Origin of the sequence: Citrobacter sp. Cf125, assembly GCF_030333935.1 — a bacterium.
Classification (GTDB): Bacteria; Pseudomonadota; Gammaproteobacteria; order Enterobacterales; family Enterobacteriaceae; genus Citrobacter; species Citrobacter freundii.
The window spans coordinates 347,464-364,970 of record NZ_JAOWEY010000016.1 but is presented as its reverse complement, the minus strand read 5'-3'; the positions used below and the strand labels follow the sequence as shown (position 1 = coordinate 364,970).

Genomic DNA, 17,507 nt, shown 5'->3' with positions numbered 1-17,507 from the left:
ATAAAAACGTAACATATTGACGCGATACAAGCACCAGGGAGAAGGTGAAAGGGGAGCGGAGTGTTATCCGCCCCCCTTAGGTGCGACTTGAATCTGAATTACTTAATGTATTTCAGAACGGCATCAAGGAGTTGCAGTGCTGCAACAATGAGTTTGAGGATAAGAATAGCGATATCCACGAGGCTCATACGCTCTCCTTTTGGTACAAGGAGCACGGTGCTGACGTACCTCGCCGCTGCCTGTTGCCAGCACCTTTGTTGACATAACACAGTGTGCTCACGCGGGGGTTAAGGCGCTGACGGCACCACCCGTTTCAGCCAGGACTTTGATGCGCCGGTTTACGATGCGGCCCCCGCATAACACATTGCGTACCGAGACATTATAGATAAATACTGTATAAATTAACAGTATTTTATGGACGTTACGCTATTCATGTTCCATACTCAAAAACATCAAAATTCGTGCCGAAATTGCGTGTTCTTCGTAGAACGCGTATACTTTTTTCGTTGACATAACACAGTGTGTTCGGCGGCTACCAACCGCACAACGCTGAAAAAACCTCGCTCCGGCGGGGTTTTTTGTTTTTGCACGACATACAATTAAATGTGATCGTTGAAGCATTTTTGTGCAGATGAAAATTTTTCCATTGTCACGCTGAAAAACCTGTGTTTGTATAAATCCAGTTAATCAACAAACAGACAGGTCCCTAATGAACCCTTTCATGCTGACTGCGACCCTACTAAAAACTGCGCCATCTCGCGCAGCGGTCGTCGTGCGTGTGGTGGTGGTCGTCGGCAATGCGCCGTAGGGTCCGAATCAACACACGATTCCAAAACCCCGCCGGCGCAAACCGGGCGGGGTTTTTCGTTTCAGAGACCTGCCCGGAGCAAAGGCCCAGAATAAAAGGACTGGAGCATGGCAAGTTCGGGCATAACATCCAAGCGTACGCGTTTTACGGGCGCAGAATTTATCGTTCATTTCCTGGAACGTCAGGGTATTCAGGTCGTCACCGGTATTCCAGGCGGCTCGATTCTTCCCGTCTATGACGCCTTAAGCCAAAGCACACAAATCCGTCATATCCTGGCGCGCCACGAGCAGGGCGCGGGGTTTATCGCGCAGGGAATGGCGAGAACCGATGGCAAACCCGCTGTCTGTATGGCCTGTAGCGGACCGGGCGCAACCAACCTGGTAACCGCCATTGCCGATGCGCGTCTGGATTCCATCCCGCTGGTGTGTATCACCGGGCAGGTTCCGGCCTCAATGATCGGCACCGACGCTTTCCAGGAAGTCGACACCTACGGCATCTCTATCCCCATCACTAAGCACAACTATCTGGTCCGCCATATCAGTGAATTACCGCAGGTCATGAGCGATGCGTTCCGCATTGCGCAGTCCGGACGTCCAGGCCCGGTGTGGATAGACATTCCTAAGGATATTCAAACCGCCGTTTTTGAAATTGAAGAGATGCCGGAACCCGCGCAGAAAATGGCGGCACCAGCGTTCAGCCAGGACAGCATTCGCGATGCTGCAGCTATGATTAACGCCGCCAAACGCCCGGTGCTTTACCTCGGCGGCGGCGTAATTAACGCGCCGGAACGTGTTCGTGAGCTGGCCGAAAAAGCAAAACTGCCTACCACCATGACGTTGATGGCGCTCGGTATGCTGCCAAAAGCGCATCCGCTGTCGTTAGGCATGCTGGGCATGCATGGCGCACGCAGCACCAACTTTATTCTGCAAGAAGCGGATTTACTGATTGTTCTGGGCGCACGTTTTGATGACCGGGCGATTGGTAAAACCGAACAGTTCTGCCCGAATGCCAAAATCATCCACGTGGATATTGACCGCGCGGAGCTGGGTAAAATCAAACAGCCGCATGTGGCGATCCAGGCAGATGTCGATGAGGTTCTGGCACAATTGCTCCCGCAGATTGAAGCGCAGCCGCGTGAAGAGTGGCATCAACTGGTGTCTGACCTGCAGCAAGAATTTCCGTGCACGATCCCCCAGGAAAAAAATCCGCTCAGCCACTATGGATTGATCAACGCCGTGGCTGCCTGCGTAGACGACAGCGCCATTATCACCACCGACGTAGGCCAGCATCAGATGTGGGCGGCACAGGCTTACCCGCTGAATCGTCCACGCCAGTGGCTGACCTCCGGCGGTCTGGGAACCATGGGCTTTGGCCTGCCTGCGGCGATTGGTGCGGCCCTGGCTAACCCAGACAAAAAAGTGCTGTGCTTCTCCGGCGATGGCAGCCTGATGATGAATATTCAGGAAATGGCGACCGCCAGCGAAAATCAGCTGGATATTAAAATCATTCTGATGAATAACGAAGCGTTAGGTCTTGTATATCAACAGCAGAGTCTGTTCTATAAGCAGGGTGTTTTTGCCGCGACCTATCCGGGGATGATTAACTTTATGCAGATAGCTGCCGGGTTTGGTCTCGAAACCTGCGATCTGAATAACGAAGCGGACCCACAGGCAGCGTTGCAGGAGATTATTAATCGCCCTGGACCTGCGCTGATCCACGTGCGCATCGATGCCGAAGAAAAAGTGTACCCGATGGTGCCGCCGGGTGCGGCAAACACAGAAATGGTGGGGGAATAAGCCATGCAACAGCAGACTCATGACAACGTAATCCTGGAACTCACCGTACGTAACCATCCGGGCGTAATGACTCACGTTTGCGGCCTGTTCGCCCGTCGTGCGTTCAACGTAGAAGGCATCCTCTGTCTACCGATTCAGGACAGCGATAAGAGCCGCATCTGGCTACTGGTCAACGACGATCAACGTCTTGAGCAGATGATAAGCCAGATCGACAAGCTTGAAGATGTGGTGAAAGTGGCCCGCAATCAGTCCGATCCGTCGATGTTTAACAAAATCACCGTGTTCTTTGAGTGAGTTAGTCGCCGTCTGAATCCGGGGTGATCACTTTGACAGAGCCGTTCCGGCAGTGGGTTGCGTAATCTGCCGGTAACGGACGGTCGCTTATCAGTACGTCAAAGGTGGAGAGTGGACCAATGCTGGCGGGGGCGACCTCATCGAACAGGGCGCGGCGCGTCAGCAGAATTTTGCGTAATCCGCGTTCCATTGCTTTGCGTTTTGTGGCTAGATCGTCCGGATTGAACCAGCTAACGCCGAAATGCTCATGGACGCCGCTGGCGGAGATGAATACTTTTCGTGGGTTGAGCGCATCCAGCGGAGAGGGGGTGCTGGTATCGTAAAAGGCGTCACTTTTCGCCCGATAGGTGCCTCCGCAAAGAATCACCGTGGCGTTGGGTTTTTCATTTAGCGCCACGAATACCCGGTGCGAGTAGCAAATTCCGGTAAAGGAAATATCATCCGGGATCATGCTGACCACCAACGGCATTTCCGCACCATTATCAAAAAAGACCAGATCATTTTCACTTACCAGTCCCGCGGCCAGAATGGCAACCGGTAAATCGTCGCGGTGATACTGTTTTTGCGCAGGCACTGGGGCATTAACGATGGCGGCGGGCTTGTTCACCATCACAATGTAACCACCGAGCAGCGTAAGCGGTAACGGCTCGTCATCCTGACTGAGATCCCGACGAATAGTCATCACGGAAACTTCCAGCATTCGTGCCGCCTCTTTCAGATGGATTCGGTCGGTCTTCTTCAACAATTCCATCAGACGTCGAATACGTTCTTTTTGCTTAGTTTCCATGTGCTTCTCCACGAATCATGTTCCCATGTTCCTTCAGTAACATTTTTGTGTTTCTGAGAACATGGCATTGCCGCATTACTATACGTCTGACTATTCGGAAATAAAAGCGTGTTTTTTCACGTTTTATTGATTATATCCAGTTAACTTTCAGTCAATTGTAAGCAACTTCATTATTTGTAGTGTGATGGGGTCGCAACATTTAGCGTAATAAATAAACAATAAAATGATCTTCCAATCGCGATCCTAGTCACAAATGATACGAAAGTAACATGATAATGTTATTTTAATATCATTGTGGTGTGATTGTTTCTGAGAGGTAGTAAAATGGATATCGCGGTTATTGGCTCCAACATGGTGGATCTCATCACCTACATCAACCAGATGCCCAAAGAAGGGGAAACGCTGGAAGCGCCGGCGTTCAAAATTGGTTGTGGCGGTAAAGGGGCAAATCAGGCCGTTGCAGCCGCTAAGCTCAATTCCAAAGTACTGATGCTGACAAAAGTCGGTGATGATATTTTTGCGGATAACACTATTCGCAATCTCGAATCCTGGGGGATTAATACCACCTATGTCGAAAAGGTACCCTGCACCAGCAGCGGTGTCGCACCGATCTTTGTTAATGCGAACTCCAGCAACAGTATTCTGATTATTAAAGGAGCGAACAAATTTCTCTCCCCGGAAGATATCGATCGTGCGGCGGAAGATCTGAAAAAATGTCAGCTTATTGTCCTGCAACTGGAAGTGCAGCTGGAAACTGTTTATCACGCGATTGAATTTGGCAAAAAACACGGTATTGAAGTGTTACTAAATCCCGCTCCTGCATTACGGGAATTAGATATGTCTTATGCCTGTAAATGTGATTTTTTTGTGCCGAATGAAACCGAGCTGGAAATATTAACCGGTATGCCAGTGGATACTTATGACCATATTCGCGCAGCGGCACGTTCTCTGGTTGATAAAGGTTTGAACAATATTATCGTCACCATGGGTGAGAAAGGTGCGTTGTGGATGACGCGTGACCAGGAAGTCCATGTTCCGGCGTTTAAAGTGAACGCTGTCGATACCAGTGGCGCAGGCGACGCTTTCATCGGTTGTTTTGCCCATTATTACGTTCAAAGCGGTGATGTCGAAGCCGCCATGAAAAAAGCCGTTCTCTTCGCTGCATTTAGCGTTACCGGGAAAGGCACTCAATCATCTTATCCAAGCATCGAACAATTTAATGAGTTTCTTACCTTAAACGAATAATACTCCTGCATTGTAAAAGGTAGCACTATGAACGATAAAAACATCATTCAGATGCCCGACGGCTATCTGAATAAGACGCCTCTGTTCCAGTTTATTTTGTTATCCTGTTTATTCCCATTATGGGGATGCGCAGCCGCATTAAATGATATTCTGATTACGCAATTCAAAAGCGTATTTTCACTCAGCAACTTTGCCTCGGCATTAGTGCAGAGTGCCTTTTATGGCGGATATTTTTTAATTGCGATTCCTGCATCTTTGGTGATTAAAAAGACCAGCTATAAAATTGCCATCTTAATGGGGCTGACGCTATATATTGTTGGCTGTACGCTCTTTTTCCCGGCATCGCACATGGCCACCTACACCATGTTCCTCGCGGCAATTTTTGCGATTGCGATTGGCCTGAGCTTCCTGGAAACGGCAGCTAATACCTACAGCTCCATGATCGGCCCAAAAGCGTATGCCACTTTACGCCTGAACATCAGCCAGACCTTTTACCCCATTGGCGCCGCCGCCGGTATTCTGCTGGGCAAATATCTGGTCTTCTCTGAAGGTGAGAGTCTGGAAAAACAGATGGCTGGGATGAACGCGGAACAGATCCACAACTTTAAAGTGTTGATGCTGGAAAATACCCTTGAGCCTTACAAGTACATGATTATGGTACTGGTTGTGGTGATGGTGTTGTTCCTGCTGACCCGCTTCCCGACCTGCAAAGTCGCGCAAACGGCGAGTCATAAGCGTCCGTCAGCGATGGATACGCTGCGTTATCTGGCCAGCAATGCCCGTTTCCGCCGTGGGATTGTTGCGCAGTTCCTGTATGTGGGGATGCAGGTTGCGGTGTGGTCATTCACTATCCGTCTGGCACTGGAATTGGGTGATATCAACGAGCGTGATGCCTCAACCTTCATGGTCTATAGCTTTGCCTGCTTCTTTATCGGGAAGTTTATCGCCAACATATTGATGACGCGCTTCAATCCGGAAAAAGTGCTGATCCTATACTCCATCATTGGCGCGCTGTTCCTCGTCTATGTTGCGCTGGCGCCAAGCTTCAGCGCCGTGTACGTCGCCGTGCTGGTGAGCGTCCTGTTTGGACCCTGCTGGGCGACAATCTACGCCGGTACGCTGGATACCGTGGATAACGAGCATACTGAAATGGCGGGAGCTGTCATTGTCATGGCGATTGTCGGTGCGGCGGTGGTTCCGGCAATTCAGGGCTATGTGGCTGATATGTTCCACTCGCTGCAACTTTCGTTCCTGGTTTCTATGTTGTGCTTCGTGTACGTCGGAATCTACTTCTGGCGTGAGAGCAAAGTACGCAACAATCTGGCTGAAGCGACGGTTTCCTGAGGAGAACGATCATGACAACACGTATCACGCTGTGGCGGGAACTCTTTGCAGAGCATCCGCGAATCTTACTGAAAAATAGCGATTTCACGGTTACCGCGTTTCGTTACGCCAGCGGAGTGGAAGGGCTGAAGATAGAAAACAGTCGTGGACATCTGGTTATTCTGCCCTGGATGGGGCAGATGATCTGGGATGCGCAGTTTGACGGACATGATCTGACCATGCGCAACATGTTCAGTCAGCCAAAACCGGCTGCAGAAGTGGTCGCGACCTACGGCTGCTTTGCTTTCCACTCGGGGCTATTGGCTAATGGCTGCCCGTCGCCGGAAGACTCTCACCCGCTGCATGGTGAAATGGCCTGTGCTGCGATGGATGAGGCCTGGCTGGAGCTGGAAGGCGAGAATTTGCGCGTGAGCGGACGCTACGAGTATGTGATGGGGTTCGGTCATCATTATCAGGCGTATCCTGCGGTGGTCATGCGCAAGGCGAGCGCGCTGTTTGATATTCAGATGTCGGTCACTAACCTCGCTTCAGTGGTAATGCCTTTGCAGTACATGTGCCATATGAACTATGCCTACGTCCCGGAAGCGACCTTCAGCCAGAATATCCCGGATGAAGCCATAACGCTGCGTGAATCGGTACCCGCACATGTTAAGCCTACCGAGCAGTGGCTGGCGTTTAATCAGCGGATTATTCAGGGTGAGGCTTCGCTGATGCGCCTTAATGAACCCGATTTTTACGATCCGGAAATCGTTTTCTTCGCTGACCAACTGGATAGATACACAGATAAGCCTGAATTTAGCATGATCGCACCTGATGGCACCACGTTCGTGACGCGTTTCTCCAGCGCGGAGCTGAATTATGTCACCCGTTGGATCCTCTATAACGGCGATCAGCAGGTGGCAGCCTTCGCCCTACCCGCGACTTGTCGCCCTGAAGGCTTCCTGGCAGCGGAGCGAAACGGGACGTTGATTCAGATAGAACCGAAACACACCCGCACATTTACCGTCACAACGGGCATAGCATGATCGCTCAAGGCTTGAACAGCAACGCGCTTATCGTTAAGGTAAGCGCTTTTGCTGGATGACGGTATTAATGCCTTATCCGGCCTACAACGGCACCCGCCCGTAGGCCTGATAAGCGCAGCGCCATCAGGCATGTCTTAGCGCCAGGATGAACCCATGATTACCGTTGCCCTTATTGACGACCACCTTATCGTCCGCTCCGGCTTTGCCCAACTGCTGGGGCTGGAACCTGATTTGCAGGTGGTGGCTGAGTTTGGCTCAGGCAGTGAGGCGCTGGCGGGATTACCGGGGCGCGGCGTGCAGGTCTGTATCTGTGATATCTCAATGCCAGATATCTCCGGTCTTGAACTGTTAAGCCAGTTGCCAAAAGGAATGGCGATTATCATGCTCTCCGTCCACGACAGCCCGGCGCTGGTGGAGCAGGCGCTCAACGCGGGCGCGCGTGGTTTCCTTTCTAAACGCTGTAGCCCGGATGAGCTGATCGCAGCGGTGCATACCGTTGCGACCGGCGGCTGTTACCTGACGCCGGACATCGCCGTCAAACTGGCGGCTGGTCGTCAGGATCCGCTCACCAAACGCGAACGTCAGGTAGCGGAAAAACTGGCACAAGGTATGGCGGTCAAAGAGATTGCTGCTGAACTGGGTCTGTCGCCGAAAACGGTGCACGTGCATCGCGCCAACCTGATGGAAAAGCTGGGCGTCAGCAACGACGTCGAACTGGCCCGCCGGATGTTTGACGGCTGGCAATGAACACGCTCTGTTCCCGGTTAATCACCGTTGTTGCCTGCTTCTTTATCTTCTCTGCCGCGTGGTTTTGCCTGTGGAGCATCAGCCTGCATCTGGTTGAGCGCCCGGAGCTGGCGGTACTGTTGTTTCCGTTTGGCCTGCGTCTGGGGCTGATGCTGCAATGTCCACGTGACTACTGGCCGGTGCTGTTGGGCGCGGAATGGCTGCTTCTTTTCTGGTTGGCACAGGAAGTGGTGCTGGCCCATTTGCCACTTTTGATGATCGGCAGCTTCCTCACGTTACTCCCGGTGATGCTGATATCGCGATACCGCCATCAGCGTGACTGGCGTACGCTGCTGTTGCAGGGCGCGGCGCTTACGGCGGCGGCATTGCTGCAATCGCTGCCCTGGCTTGGGCAGGGTGAAGAGGCATGGAACGCGCTGCTGCTGACGCTCACCGGCGGATTAACGCTGGCGCCGATCTGCCTGGTGTTCTGGCACTATCTGACCAGCACCACCTGGCTGCCGCTGGGCCCTGCGGTGGTGTCGCAGCCGGTGAACTGGCGCGGGCGGCATCTGGTCTGGTACCTGCTGCTGTTTAGCGTCAGCCTGTGGCTACAGCTCGGTTTACCCGCCGAGCTTTCGCGCTTCACGCCGTTTTGCCTCGCGTTGCCGATCATTGCGCTGGCCTGGCACTACGGCTGGCAGGGGGCGCTGATTGCGACGCTGATGAACGCCATCGCGCTGATTGCCAGCCAGACCTGGCACGATCATCCCGTCGACCTGTTGCTCTCGCTGCTGGTGCAAAGCCTGACCGGGCTGCTGCTCGGCGCGGGCATTCAGCGTCTGCGTGAGCTTAACCAGTCGCTGCAAAACGAATTAGCGCGCAACCATCGTCTGGCTGAACGCCTGCTGGAGACCGAAGAGAGCGTGCGTCGGGACGTGGCGCGCGAACTGCATGATGATATCGGCCAAACCATCACCGCCATTCGTACCCAGGCGGGTATTGTCCAGCGCCTGGCGCCGGAAAACGCAGGGGTGAAGCTTAGCGGGGCACACATCGAACAACTTTCTCTCGGCGTGTACGATTCGGTGCGTCGCCTGTTAGGCCGCCTACGACCACGCCAGTTGGACGATCTCACGCTGGAGCAGGCCATCCGCTCATTGATGCGCGAAATGGAGCTGGAAAGCCGCGGCATCGTCAGCCATCTCGACTGGCGAATTGACGAATCTGCACTCAGCGAAAGCCAGCGGGTGACGTTGTTTCGCGTCTGTCAGGAAGGACTGAACAACATCGTTAAGCACGCCGACGCCAGCGCGGTGACGCTTCAGGGCTGGCAACAGGATGAACGGCTGATGCTGGTGATTGAGGACGACGGCAGCGGCCTGCCGCCGGGGTCGAGTCAGCATGGATTTGGCCTCACCGGGATGCGTGAACGGATTAGCGCCCTCGGAGGATCGCTGTCGATTTCCTGTACGCACGGCACGCGGGTCAGCGTGTCACTGCCTCAACGTTATGTGTAAGGAGCGGCCATGTTTGCGTTTTTAAAAGCCCCGGCCAATGCGCCGCTCATCACCGACAAGCAGGAAGTGGATGCCCGCTATCGCTATTGGCGGCGGCATATTCTGACCACTATCTGGCTCGGCTACGCACTGTTCTATTTCACACGCAAAAGCTTCAATGCCGCCGTACCGGATATCCTCACCAGCGGCGTGCTGACCCGCAGCGATATTGGGCTACTGGCGACGCTGTTTTACATCACCTACGGCCTGTCGAAGTTTGTTTCCGGTATCGTCAGCGACCGCTCCAACGCCCGCTATTTTATGGGAATCGGGCTGATCGCCACCGGCGTGGTGAACATTCTGTTTGGATTCTCTACCTCACTGTGGGCCTTTGCGGTGCTGTGGGCGCTGAACGCCTTTTTCCAGGGCTGGGGGTCGCCGGTCTGCGCGCGTTTATTGACCGCGTGGTATTCGCGTACCGAGCGAGGCGGCTGGTGGGCGCTGTGGAATACCGCGCACAACGTCGGCGGGGCGCTGATCCCTATCGTGATGGCGGCGACAGCGCTGCACTACGGCTGGCGCGCCGGGATGATGATCGCTGGGCTGCTGGCTATTGTGGTGGGGGTTTTCCTCTGCTGGCGGCTGCGCGACAGACCGCAGGCGATTGGTCTGCCGCCGATTGGCGACTGGCGACATGATGAGCTGGAAATTGCTCAGCAGCAGGAAGGTGCAGGGCTGAGCCGCAAAGAGATCCTCACCCGCTATGTGCTGCTGAATCCTTATATCTGGCTGCTGTCATTGTGTTATGTGCTGGTGTACGTGGTCCGTGCAGCGATTAATGACTGGGGCAATCTGTACATGTCTGAGACGCTCGGCGTGGATCTGGTGACTGCCAATACCGCCGTGACCATGTTCGAACTGGGTGGATTTGTCGGTGCGCTGGTGGCGGGGTGGGGCTCGGACAAGCTGTTTAACGGCAACCGCGGTCCAATGAACCTGATTTTTGCCGCCGGAATTTTGCTCTCCGTTGGTTCGCTGTGGCTGATGCCGTTCGCCAGCTACGTGATGCAGGCAGCGTGCTTCTTCACGACCGGATTCTTCGTCTTCGGCCCGCAGATGCTGATCGGCATGGCGGCAGCGGAGTGTTCGCACAAAGAGGCGGCAGGTGCAGCAACCGGTTTTGTTGGTCTGTTTGCCTATCTGGGGGCATCGCTCTCCGGCTGGCCGCTGGCGAAGGTGATGGAGGTCTGGCACTGGACCGGGTTTTTTGTGGTGATCGCCATTGCGGCGGGGATTTCCGCGCTGCTGCTGCTGCCGTTTTTAAACGCCCAGGCTCCGCGCGATCTCAACGAAGCGTGATGCACCTCACCTTTTTGCCCTGAGTGGGGCAAAACTAAGAAATTTTCCCGGTTTCACCTGGACGCTGTCTCAGGCACGTCTCCCGGCTGATTTTTACAATGCCTGCTATTCGCAGGTATAAAAATTAGCTCGGGAGTGTCAAATGCTGGCCTTTCTCAACCAGGTGCGCAAGCCGACCCTGGATCTGCCGCTCGATGTGCGGCGCAAAATGTGGTTCAAACCGTTCATGCAGTCCTATCTGGTGGTCTTTATCGGCTACCTGACCATGTACCTGATCCGCAAAAACTTCAACATCGCGCAGAACGACATGATCTCCACCTACGGGCTGAGCATGACGCAACTGGGGATGATTGGCCTGGGCTTCTCCATCACCTACGGCGTGGGAAAAACGCTGGTTTCCTACTACGCGGACGGCAAAAACACCAAGCAGTTCCTGCCGTTTATGCTGATCCTCTCTGCCATCTGTATGCTCGGCTTCAGCGCCAGCATGGGCGCGGGTTCAACCAGCCTGTTCCTGATGATTGCCTTCTATGCGCTGAGTGGTTTCTTCCAGAGTACCGGCGGCTCGTGTAGCTATTCCACCATCACCAAATGGACGCCGCGTCGCAAGCGGGGTTCTTACCTCGGTATGTGGAACATCTCCCACAACCTCGGCGGTGCGGGTGCGGCAGGCGTGGCGCTGTTTGGCGCTAACTATCTGTTCGACGGTCACGTCATCGGGATGTTTATCTTCCCGTCGATTATCGCGCTGATTGTTGGTTTTATCGGCCTGCGCTACGGCAGTGACTCCCCGGAATCTTATGGTCTTGGTAAAGCTGAAGAGTTGTTTGGCGAGGAGATCAGCGAAGAAGACAAAGAGACCGAAGAAAACGAGATGACGAAATGGCAGATCTTTGTTGAGTACGTGCTGAAAAACAAAGTGATCTGGTTGTTATGTTTCTCGAACATCTTCCTGTACGTAGTGCGTATCGGTATTGACCAGTGGTCCACCGTCTACGCTTTCCAGGAGCTAAAGCTCTCCAAAGAAGTGGCGATTCAGGGCTTTACCCTGTTTGAAGTGGGCGCGCTGGTCGGCACGCTGCTGTGGGGCTGGCTCTCTGACCTGGCGAATGGCCGCCGTGCGCTGGTGGCCTGCGTGGCGCTGGCGTTGATTATCGCCACCCTGGGCGTTTATCAGCACGCCAGCAACCAGTACGTTTATCTGGCTTCGCTGTTTGCGCTGGGCTTCCTGGTGTTTGGTCCGCAGCTGTTAATCGGCGTTGCGGCAGTCGGATTTGTACCGAAAAAAGCGATCGGCGCAGCCGATGGGATTAAAGGCACCTTTGCTTATCTGATTGGTGACAGCTTCGCCAAGCTTGGTCTGGGGATGATTGCCGACGGCACGCCGATTTTCGGCCTCACCGGCTGGGCAGGAACCTTCGCCGCGCTGGACACCGCCGCCATCGGTTGTATCTGTCTGATGGCCATCGTGGCCGTGTTTGAAGAACGTAAAATTCGCCGCGAGAAAAAGATTCAACAATTGAAAGTCGCTTAAGTTAAGTGTGCATTGGTAACTTTTGCCCGCCTTAATGGCGGGCTTTTTTATGCCGTGGCGTTCATCCATCGACAGCGATAAATTTGCCGCTATGATGGGCATCCTGTCTGGTAATGGATGTGCGCATGATTTGGATAATGTTGGCCACCCTGGTGGTTGTTTTTGTGGTGGGATTTCGGGTGCTGACGTCCGGTTCACGGCGGGCAATTCGCCGTCTGAGCGAGCGACTGAACATTGATGTCGTGCCAGTAGAATCGATGATCGATCAGATGGGAAAAGTACAGGGTGAGGCTTTTTTACAGTACCTCCACCGCCCTGATGAATCACATCTGCAAAATGCGGCCCAGGTGCTGTTGATCTGGCAAATCGTGATTGTCGACGGCAGTGAGCCGAATCTGCTGCAGTGGCACCGTTGGCTGCAAAAAGCTCGGCTGGCCGCGCCGATTACCGACGCGCAGGTGCGTCTGGCGCTCGGTTTTTTGCGCGAAATGGAGCCGGACATGCAGGAGCTTAATGCGTTTCAAATGCGCTATAACGCCTTTTTCCAGCCCGAAGATGGTGTGCATTGGTTGCATTGATAGTCATGCCTGATGGCGTTACGGTTCTCAGGTCGACAAAACGTGTCGCTATCTGGCTGTGGCTAATTACATCAGAACGTCCAGGCCATGTTTTTGCACGATGCTGAGTAGTTTTAATGACATCCCACCAGGTCGTTTAGCTCCGCTCTCCCATTTTTGCACTGTCGATACGCTGGTGTTCAGATAACGGGCAAAAACGGGTTGGCTTACATTTAGCTTTTCACGCAATGCTTTAATCTCAGTCGGTTGAAGATCTTCCACGTGACTAAGACTGGCTTTGTCAAAATCGCGCATCGTTTCCTGTGGAATTGCACCAACGCTAAATAATCCAGAAGCTGCGCTATGGATGGCTTCAAAGGCAGGGCTTTTGAATTTATTCTTTGCTGTCATGACAGACCTCTACCAGTTCTTTACTCTGAATCAGTGCTGCTATTTTCATATCACCGAGGCTTGCATAATGCTTCGCCAATTCACGAAAGCCGCTTAACTCGCTACTGTTAATATTTGCTATGTTCTGCTTGGCGTACAAGAACGTATAAAACCAATGCTCTCCGCCTTTCGCAAGGATGATGGCGCGATCGCGGTTTTGATTAAGCCGCTTTTTATAAACTCCTCCGCCGAGATTGTCTGCTCTTCCCTGAAGAGTGGCGGCTATTGCTTCACATAATTCATTGTCATTAATCGCATGAGATTTCGCTTCCCTGGTAAACCATTTGGTTTTGAACACTCGCATCGGGTTGACATCCTGTAACCATAAATATAGCACCTGGTGATATACTATGCATTTAGTTAGCTGTAAAAAGGGGAAAAATCAGCCACGTTCGGAATGTGCGAGCCTCTACGCAAGTGACAATGCAAAACGGTAGAGTTGCTGAAACGTTAAATACGTCACAAATTTAATGTTACACTGCGTAACTTTTCTACAATAACCCCACGCAGGTAACAAAATGAGTGAAGCTGTTGAACAAAAATCCCGCGCTGAGGCAAATTCCCGACCTAACTGGTCGGCGGTATTTGCCGTGGCGTTCTGTGTTGCCTGCCTGATAACCGTTGAGTTTCTGCCCGTTAGCCTGTTAACGCCGATGGCGCAGGATCTGGGGATTTCTGAAGGTGTGGCGGGGCAATCGGTGACCGTGACGGCATTTGTCGCCATGTTCGCCAGCCTGTTTGTGACGCAAATTATTCAGGCGACCGATCGTCGCTATGTGGTGATCCTGTTTTCGGTGCTGCTAACGCTCTCCTGTCTGCTGGTTTCCTTTGCCAATTCTTTTTCGCTGCTGCTCGTTGGCCGCGCCTGCCTCGGTCTGGCACTTGGCGGTTTCTGGGCGATGTCGGCGTCGCTGACCATGCGTCTGGTTCCCGCACGTACGGTACCGAAAGCGCTGTCGGTTATTTTTGGCGCAGTCTCCATCGCGCTGGTGATTGCCGCGCCGTTGGGGAGCTTTTTAGGCGGCATTATCGGCTGGCGTAATGTGTTTAATGCGGCGGCGGTGATGGGCGTGCTGTGCACAATTTGGGTGGTGAGAGCGTTGCCTTCGCTGCCTGGCGAGCCTTCGCATCAGAAACAAAACATGTTCAGCCTGTTGCAGAGACCGGGGGTGATGGCCGGGATGATTGCCATCTTCATGTCCTTTGCCGGGCAGTTCGCCTTCTTTACCTATATTCGCCCGATCTATATGAATCTGGCGGGCTTTGACGTTGATGGCCTGACGCTGGTGCTGCTGAGCTTCGGTATTGCCAGCTTTGTTGGTACGTCGCTTTCGTCGATGATTTTGAAGCGTTCGGTCAAACTGGCGTTAGCCGGTGCGCCACTGGTGCTGGCGCTCAGTGCACTGGTCCTGATTCTGTGGGGCAGTGACAAAGTGGTGGCGGCGGGTATTGCGATTATCTGGGGACTGTTGTTTGCGCTGGTACCGGTCGGCTGGTCGACGTGGATCACGCGCTCGCTTGCCGATCAGGCAGAAAAAGCCGGATCGGTGCAGGTCGCCGTGATCCAGCTTGCCAATACCTGTGGGGCTGCGGTGGGAGGCTATGCGCTCGATACTCTCGGACTGCTGTCGCCCCTGATGCTTTCCGGCAGCCTGATGCTGCTGACGGCGCTTCTGGTGGCAGCAAAAGTTCGCATAAAGGGTATGCAATAAACTAAAGCTCGGTATGCCGGATCGCTATCCGGCATCCTGGTTATTTTTTTTAATTAAAACCATTGTTTTCGGCAGTATGGGCAAACCATTCGCCGCTCTTTTTCACCGTACGTTTTTGCGTTTCTAAATCTAACTGGACAAAACCGTAGCGGTTTTTATATCCGTTGAGCCAGGACCAGTTATCAATAAAAGTCCACATATGGTAGCCAAGACAATTACAACCTTCGCTGATGCCTTTATGTAGCCATTTAAGATGCTCAGAAACAAATTCAATGCGGTAGCTGTCGTTGATCTGGTCATGCTCAACGAAACGCTGCTCATTTTCCACACCCATACCGTTTTCAGAAATAAAGCAGCGTGGGTTGCCGTAATTATCACGAAGATTAGTAATAATATCGTAAATACCAGGCTCATAAATTTCCCAGCCACGGTAAGGGTTCATTTTACGCCCCGGCATTTCGTAATAATCAAACAGCCACTCCGGCATAAACGGCGCGTTTGGATTGACCGCAGTATCACGACATTTCACGCGACGCGGCTGATAATAATTGATACCGAGCAGGTCGATTTTCCCCTCGACGATGAGCTGACTGTCGCCTGGCTGACAGGTTGGTAGCTGATCGTACTCTTTCAGCAATTCGACCAGATCCGCCGGATATTCCCCTTTTAGTACCGGGTCAAGGAAGCTGCGGTTAAACAGCAGGTCCGCATGGTGCGCGGCTTTCACATCCGCCGGGTGCTGAGAGCGTGGATAAGAGGGTGTCAGATTTAGGATCACACCGATCTCACCGCCGTAGTTTCCGGCGCGATACGCCCGCACCGCCGTGGAATGCGCCAGTACAGTGTGATATGCCACGGTGGCCGCGCGTTTGAAATCCACCACGTTTGGGTAATGGAAGTCATACAGATAGCCGCCTTCCACCGGGACAATAGGCTCGTTAAAGGTGAACCAGTGCTTCACCCGGTTGCCGAACAATGTAAAACACGTCTGCGCGTAGCGGCCAAACGCCTCAACCACCTCACGGTTTTCCCAGCCGCCTTTCTCCTGCATCACCATTGGCATGTCAAAGTGGAACAGGGTGATAAATGGCGTAATGCCTTGCGCCAGCAGCTCGTCGATGACGTTGTTATAGAATTCGACGGCTTCCGGATTAACATCGCCGGTACCGTCCGGGATCAGGCGTGACCAGCTCAGCGACGTACGGAAGCTGTTGTGCTTCAGCTGTTTGAGCAGTGCAATATCCTGTTTCCAGTGCTGATAAAACGTTGAGGTGTCCGCCGGACCAACCCCCTGATGGAAACGACCTGGCTGGCGGTCGAACCACTCGTCCCACGTGGTCTGGCTTTTGCCGCCGTTCAGGCTATCCCCTTCGGTTTGCAGTGCCGAGCAGGCACTGCCCCACCAGAAGTTTTCTGGAAAACGGTATCGCATTGTTATTGCTCCATTGCTATTTATACGTTCTGGCAACAATACGTTTTTTTGCGACACAGAAACCGGTTACAGTGCTCATTTTACAACAAGATGTTTATAAATCCGGGCATTCAACTTTGCCAAGTGCTTCCCAGTAGTTGTTCTGGTTATTTCTTTGTATTGCCAGAATAGCCTCGCGGATATGCTGCTGATTACGTGTATCAGACATAATCGTTTTTTCCCACACGTCATCGGATGGCGACCCCTGTGGGGTGCAAATCTTACGTAAGTCCTTCAATACAGTATTTTTTTCATGAACGGACTGTAGAGAGCCGTAAGCCGAATCGGCCTGCGCTAAACCCGACAGCGTGAAAAGAATGGCAATAAGCGGTAAAGCGGCTCGTTTCATGATAATAATCCTTGTTGTCGATGCGCATCATCTCAAGAGTAAGTGTAGACGGCATGCGCCTCACTCATCAGCCTGTGTTAATTTCTAAACAAATAATCAGCCAGAAGTTGTAGTTTTTCAGGAGGATAGGATGCAAATACAGATTACAGATACCATTACTGAAGATGATCAAAATGCCCTGCTTGCCGGGTTGCGCGCCTACAACCGCCAGTTCCTGAGAACCACCAATTTTGGCGACCTGGCGGTGTACTGGCGCGATGAAAGCAATGAAATTCTGGGCGGGCTGATTGGCAAAATCAAAGGCGAATGGCTGTGTATTGATTTTCTGTGGATGCATGATTCGCTGCGCAAAGGCGGTTACGGCACAAAATTGATGCAGGCTGCCGAACAGACAGCGCGTGAGAGAGGATGCCTGCATGCGCTGGTGGATACCATGAGTTTCCAGGCGCTGCCGTTTTATCAGAAAAACGGCTATCAGCTGCAAATGACCCTCGATAACTTTCCGGAAACCGGCTCCGCGCGGCATTATTTGTCGAAAACGTTTTGATGAC

Annotated in this window: 19 protein-coding genes; 13 read left to right on the top strand and 6 right to left on the bottom strand. The window is 52.9% G+C overall.

Features of this window, described 5'->3' with window-relative positions:
- Positions 1-98 precede the first annotated feature (98 nt).
- On the bottom strand, positions 99-188 hold the full coding sequence (tisB, locus tag OGV89_RS02880) for a type I toxin-antitoxin system toxin TisB (protein WP_003840643.1): 90 nt from the start codon (positions 186-188) through the stop codon (positions 99-101).
- A 521-nt stretch (positions 189-709) separates the two neighbouring features.
- On the opposite strand from tisB, the gene ivbL reads away from it, so the two are divergent.
- From ivbL to ilvN, 3 genes are all read left to right on the top strand, one after another.
- On the top strand, positions 710-808 hold the full coding sequence (gene ivbL / locus OGV89_RS02875) for an ilvB operon leader peptide IvbL (RefSeq protein ID WP_193339293.1): 99 nt from the start codon (positions 710-712) through the stop codon (positions 806-808).
- 107 nt (positions 809-915) lie between these two features.
- A complete protein-coding gene (ilvB, locus tag OGV89_RS02870; RefSeq protein WP_003840646.1) occupies positions 916-2,604 on the top strand; it encodes an acetolactate synthase large subunit in 1,689 nt (562 codons plus the stop codon).
- A 3-nt stretch (positions 2,605-2,607) separates the two neighbouring features.
- The gene (gene ilvN / locus OGV89_RS02865) at positions 2,608-2,898 is read left to right on the top strand and encodes an acetolactate synthase small subunit (RefSeq protein ID WP_003023914.1); all 291 of its coding nucleotides are present in this window, start codon (positions 2,608-2,610) and stop codon (positions 2,896-2,898) included.
- A gap of 1 nt (position 2,899) precedes the next feature.
- On the opposite strand, the gene OGV89_RS02860 is transcribed toward ilvN, so the two are convergent.
- Positions 2,900-3,685 (bottom strand): DeoR family transcriptional regulator, encoded by a 786-nt coding sequence (locus OGV89_RS02860; RefSeq protein WP_003844461.1) that lies wholly within the window; start codon positions 3,683-3,685, stop codon positions 2,900-2,902.
- 324 nt (positions 3,686-4,009) lie between these two features.
- Here OGV89_RS02860 and rbsK point away from each other — a divergent pair, with 324 nt between their 5' ends.
- The 8 genes from rbsK (at position 4,010) to OGV89_RS02820 (ending at position 12,995) form a co-directional block, all read left to right on the top strand.
- Positions 4,010-4,930 carry a ribokinase gene (gene rbsK, locus OGV89_RS02855; protein WP_003844463.1) on the top strand — a complete coding sequence of 307 codons (921 nt, stop codon included), beginning with the start codon at positions 4,010-4,012 and terminating at the stop codon, positions 4,928-4,930.
- Between the two features lie 27 nt (positions 4,931-4,957).
- Positions 4,958-6,274 carry an L-fucose:H+ symporter permease gene (gene fucP / locus OGV89_RS02850; protein WP_003023919.1) on the top strand — a complete coding sequence of 439 codons (1,317 nt, stop codon included), beginning with the start codon at positions 4,958-4,960 and terminating at the stop codon, positions 6,272-6,274.
- 11 nt (positions 6,275-6,285) lie between these two features.
- The gene (locus OGV89_RS02845; protein WP_286558120.1) at positions 6,286-7,299 is read left to right on the top strand and encodes an aldose 1-epimerase family protein; all 1,014 of its coding nucleotides are present in this window, start codon (positions 6,286-6,288) and stop codon (positions 7,297-7,299) included.
- A gap of 153 nt (positions 7,300-7,452) precedes the next feature.
- Entirely contained in the window at positions 7,453-8,046 is a 594-nt protein-coding gene (gene uhpA / locus OGV89_RS02840) for a response regulator transcription factor UhpA (protein WP_003023923.1), read from the top strand.
- A complete protein-coding gene (gene uhpB / locus OGV89_RS02835; protein WP_048233064.1) occupies positions 8,043-9,545 on the top strand; it encodes a signal transduction histidine-protein kinase/phosphatase UhpB in 1,503 nt (500 codons plus the stop codon). The genes uhpA and uhpB overlap by 4 nt, the downstream gene beginning before the upstream one ends.
- Before the next feature lie 9 nt (positions 9,546-9,554).
- A complete protein-coding gene (locus OGV89_RS02830; protein ID WP_003023927.1) occupies positions 9,555-10,883 on the top strand; it encodes an MFS transporter in 1,329 nt (442 codons plus the stop codon).
- Positions 10,884-11,025: 142 nt separating this feature from the next.
- Positions 11,026-12,417 carry a hexose-6-phosphate:phosphate antiporter UhpT gene (uhpT, locus tag OGV89_RS02825; RefSeq protein WP_003023929.1) on the top strand — a complete coding sequence of 464 codons (1,392 nt, stop codon included), beginning with the start codon at positions 11,026-11,028 and terminating at the stop codon, positions 12,415-12,417.
- A 125-nt stretch (positions 12,418-12,542) separates the two neighbouring features.
- Positions 12,543-12,995 carry a DUF1198 family protein gene (locus OGV89_RS02820; protein ID WP_003023933.1) on the top strand — a complete coding sequence of 151 codons (453 nt, stop codon included), beginning with the start codon at positions 12,543-12,545 and terminating at the stop codon, positions 12,993-12,995.
- Between the two features lie 66 nt (positions 12,996-13,061).
- Here the strand turns inward: OGV89_RS02820 and OGV89_RS02815 are convergent, their stop codons facing one another.
- On the bottom strand, positions 13,062-13,385 hold the full coding sequence (locus OGV89_RS02815; protein WP_003023937.1) for a helix-turn-helix domain-containing protein: 324 nt from the start codon (positions 13,383-13,385) through the stop codon (positions 13,062-13,064).
- Positions 13,369-13,728 carry a type II toxin-antitoxin system RelE/ParE family toxin gene (locus tag OGV89_RS02810; RefSeq protein ID WP_032937135.1) on the bottom strand — a complete coding sequence of 120 codons (360 nt, stop codon included), beginning with the start codon at positions 13,726-13,728 and terminating at the stop codon, positions 13,369-13,371. Before OGV89_RS02810 ends, OGV89_RS02815 begins: the two co-directional genes overlap by 17 nt.
- 214 nt (positions 13,729-13,942) lie before the next feature.
- On the opposite strand from OGV89_RS02810, the gene nepI reads away from it, so the two are divergent.
- The gene (gene nepI / locus OGV89_RS02805) at positions 13,943-15,136 is read left to right on the top strand and encodes a purine ribonucleoside efflux pump NepI (protein WP_003840662.1); all 1,194 of its coding nucleotides are present in this window, start codon (positions 13,943-13,945) and stop codon (positions 15,134-15,136) included.
- A 49-nt stretch (positions 15,137-15,185) separates the two neighbouring features.
- Here the strand turns inward: nepI and gmuD are convergent, their stop codons facing one another.
- Together gmuD and OGV89_RS02795 are read right to left on the bottom strand one after the other, a co-directional pair.
- Positions 15,186-16,568 (bottom strand): 6-phospho-beta-glucosidase GmuD, encoded by a 1,383-nt coding sequence (gene gmuD, locus OGV89_RS02800; RefSeq protein WP_286558118.1) that lies wholly within the window; start codon positions 16,566-16,568, stop codon positions 15,186-15,188.
- Between the two features lie 94 nt (positions 16,569-16,662).
- Positions 16,663-16,956: a YicS family protein gene (locus tag OGV89_RS02795; protein ID WP_008323809.1), complete on the bottom strand. Its 294-nt coding sequence runs from the start codon at positions 16,954-16,956 to the stop codon at positions 16,663-16,665.
- A 130-nt stretch (positions 16,957-17,086) separates the two neighbouring features.
- Between OGV89_RS02795 and OGV89_RS02790 the strand changes: the two genes are divergently transcribed.
- Positions 17,087-17,503 (top strand): GNAT family N-acetyltransferase, encoded by a 417-nt coding sequence (locus tag OGV89_RS02790; RefSeq protein ID WP_003023951.1) that lies wholly within the window; start codon positions 17,087-17,089, stop codon positions 17,501-17,503.
- Positions 17,504-17,507 lie beyond the last annotated feature (4 nt).